The 3,065-nt window shown below is 63.2% G+C and carries 4 protein-coding genes; 1 reads left to right on the forward strand and 3 read right to left on the reverse strand.

Annotated elements, in window-relative coordinates; all coding sequences use genetic code 11:
• A partial coding sequence (locus EN984_RS28395) for a fumarylacetoacetate hydrolase family protein (protein ID WP_206517495.1) occupies nt 1-317 on the reverse strand: 317 nt, incomplete at its 3' end.
• A 174-nt stretch (nt 318-491) separates the two neighbouring features.
• Here EN984_RS28395 and EN984_RS28400 point away from each other — a divergent pair.
• Nucleotides 492-1,175 carry a response regulator transcription factor gene (locus tag EN984_RS28400; RefSeq protein WP_027039066.1) on the forward strand — a complete coding sequence of 228 codons (684 nt, stop codon included), beginning with the start codon at nt 492-494 and terminating at the stop codon, nt 1,173-1,175.
• Between the two features lie 38 nt (nt 1,176-1,213).
• On the opposite strand, the gene EN984_RS28405 is transcribed toward EN984_RS28400, so the two are convergent.
• Complete coding sequence (locus EN984_RS28405; protein ID WP_127270232.1) at nt 1,214-2,554, reverse strand: hybrid sensor histidine kinase/response regulator; 1,341 nt, start codon at nt 2,552-2,554, stop codon at nt 1,214-1,216.
• 15 nt (nt 2,555-2,569) lie between these two features.
• On the reverse strand, nt 2,570-3,065 hold a 496-nt coding region (locus EN984_RS28410; protein ID WP_206517496.1), incomplete at its 5' end, for an FIST C-terminal domain-containing protein.

Consider the following 3,065-nt stretch of genomic DNA (forward strand, 5'->3'; position numbering starts at 1 on the left):
CCATAGCCCCAGACATGGTCCAGCGCCTTGTCGCGGGGAATGCGGAAGCCGGCTTTGCCGATCGCGGCCACCAGTTCGATCTCGTGGTGCAGATTGGCCGTCAGCGGCGGGTAGGGGGTAGCGGTGCCGGAATCGACCACCGCGTCGGCCGGCTTGGTGAAGAAGAAGGGCGGATCACGCTCGTCATTGCCGAATTCGCGGGCATGCGCCGCGTAGTTGCGGCCGACGCAGTAGATACGGCGCACCGCAAAACGATCGGACGAACCGGCGACGGCCACCGATGCGGTTGCGGGCAGGGGAAGGACGAATTCTGTCATCAAGGGTCTCTGCTTGGTTGCCGGAACATTCGACCGATTTAGGGCCTGGACAAGGCGATTTGGTCGAGAAAGTGCCGGCGGCACTTTCCGCCGGAGATGGCGATATACTATTTGGCAATAATCTGGCCATGGTGGAGAGGTTATTCTAATCGCTCACGAACTGAAATGAACCCCATGACCGCAACCCACGATCGCGCCCGGTTCCTGATCATCGACGACCATCCGCTGTTTCGCGAGGCGCTGCACAGCGCCGTGCAGATGGCCTATCCGGAAGTCGACACGGTGGAGGCGCGCTCGATCACCGAGGCGCTCGATCTTCTGGCCGATGCCAAGCCGTTCGACCTCGCGCTTCTCGACCTCTCGATGCCCGACGTGCACGGTTTTGACGGGCTGCTGCAACTCCGGACCCGCTATCCGCGCCTGCCCGTGGTCATCGTCTCAGGCTATGAGGAGCCGAAGATCATTTCTGAGGCGCTGTCCTACGGCGCTGCCGGCTTCATCCCGAAATCGGCGCGCAAGAGCGACCTCGCCGCCGCCATACGCTCGGTGATGGAAGGCGCGATCTATGTGCCGGAAACCTATGAAGGCCGCACGCCGGACGCCGAAAGCGTCGACCGCGCCGACATGGTGCAGCGCCTGTCGACGCTGACGCCGCAGCAATTGCGCGTGCTGCAGATGCTGCGCCAGGGTCTCCTCAACAAGCAGATCGCCTACGAGCTGCAGGTGGGCGAGACGACTGTGAAGGCGCATGTCTCGGAGATATTGCGCAAGCTCAATGTCTATAGCCGCACGCAGGCGGTGATCGAGGTGTCGAAGCTGGACAATGCGGAGCTGTTTCGGGACCAGGCGGGATTTTGAGCTTTGCTGCGCTCGGCCCTCTGGAGATAAATGACCAGCTAAGCCAGCAAATGCGCCAGCAGCGCCCTTAGTTGTGCCGGTTTCAGCGGCTTGCGCATCAGTTCGATGCCGCCGGAGCGGGCGGCTTTGGCGACTGCTTCCGAACTGTCGGCGGTGACGATCAGCGCCGGCACGGCGCGGCCGAGATAGTCGCGGACTTCAGCGATGGTCGTGGTACCGAGATCGCCGCCGTCGAGATGCTGGTCGGCAATGACGATGTCGGGCACCCAGTCGGTGTCGCCAAGCATGTCGAGCGCATCGTCGGTCGAGGTCGCGGCCCGCACCAGGCATTGCCAGCGTTCGAGCAGGAAGGTCATGGCCTGCAGCACCTCGATATCGTTCTCGACCAGCAGCACCTTGGTGCCGAACAGGCCATAGCCGCGCGGCCGTTCCATGTCGGCAACGCTGGCGATGGCATCGGCTGGCGCACCGATGCCGACCGGAACATCGATGTGGAAGATCGTGCCGCGTCCGACCTTCGACGAGAATGTCACGGGATGGCCGAGCGCGCTGGCCATGCGGCGCACGATGGCGAGCCCGAGCCCGAGACCGCCACCGTCCAGTTCGGCATTGGCCGGCGAGGTGCCGCGATGGAATTCCTCGAACACCGCCTCGCGCTGGTCGTCGGGAATGCCGCAGCCCGTATCGGCGACGTCGATGCGGATGGTGTCGCCGCGATGTCTGGTGCCGACAAGCACGCCGCCCGAGCGTGTATAGCCCAGCGCGTTGGAAAGAATGTTCTGCAGGATGCGGCGCAGCAGCGTGCGGTCGGAGCGGACCACGGCGTGGACCGGCCGGAATTTCAGCGACAGGCCTTTCATCTCCGCCACCGGCAGGAAATCCGAGCGGAGCGACGAGAACAGCGCCTCCAGGCTGACGTCGCCTATGTCGGGCTGCACCACGCCGGCATCGAGCTTTGAGATGTCGAGCAGGGTTCTAAGCAGGTCCTCCATCGTCTCCAGCGAGCGCTCGACCTGCCGCACCAGTTTCTTGCCCTCGTCACTGGTCTGAACTTCGGCGAGCGCCGAAACCGAGAGATGGGCCGCGTTCAGCGGCTGCAGCACGTCGTGGCTGGCAGCGGCGAGGAAACGGGTTTTCGACAGGTTCGCCAGTTCGGCGTTTTCCTTGGCGGCGCTGAGGTCGATGTTCGACTGCTCCAGCCGGCGCAAGGTCGAGTGCAGTTCCTCGGTGCGGGTGCGCACCCGGTTTTCCAGCGAGATCGCGGTCTGGAACAGCGAAAAGGCGTTGCCTTGCTGGTCCATAGAGCGCTCGACGCGGCTGACCAGTGCCGCGTTGATCTTCTTCAGCTTTTCAAGATCGTTTATGTCCCTCAGCGGCATCTTGTTTGCGCCGTCCTATTCCGCCGCCTGGCGCTCGCCAAAGGCGATGCCGGTGAAAGTCTGGTTCAGATGCATCGACCGGTACTGTTCGCCATAGGTGCCGAAGCCGATGACATTGTTGACCCGGTAGAGTTCCGAGATCTCGCGAAATACCTGCCGATTGCGCGCGTCCAGCCGGCGCAGCACGCAGTCGAAGCCGAGGATCATGTCGATACCGCCAAGCCTCTCCTCGACATCGCGCAGGGCGGCGCGCGTCGATTCGACCATGTCCTTGGGTTGAGCGATCGACAGCACAACGCCATCGTCTATGGCGCAGAAGAACGACAGCGAGCCGTCGGCATGCATCTTCTGGATCGACCGGCAATAATATTGGCCGCCCACCTTCACCACCACGGGATGCGAGGCGAAGCTCAGTGGCGTCAGCATCTGCGCGACGATGCCGACGGACGCGGAATATTCCTGCGCCGCATTGGTGGCATTGAACTCGCGCACGATGCGGTGATCGGGATCG

The sequence above is a fragment of the Mesorhizobium sp. M7A.F.Ca.CA.004.12.1.1 genome (genome assembly GCF_003997835.1).
GTDB lineage: Bacteria > Pseudomonadota > Alphaproteobacteria > Rhizobiales > Rhizobiaceae > Mesorhizobium.

What these genes read in the sequence shown, in the direction of transcription:
- EN984_RS28400 (WP_027039066.1), top strand. Translation starts at nt 492, where the DNA reads ATGACCGCAACCCACGATCGCGCCCGGTTCCTGATCATCGACGACCAT.
- EN984_RS28405 (WP_127270232.1), bottom strand. Translation starts at nt 2,554, where the DNA reads ATGCCGCTGAGGGACATAAACGATCTTGAAAAGCTGAAGAAGATCAAC.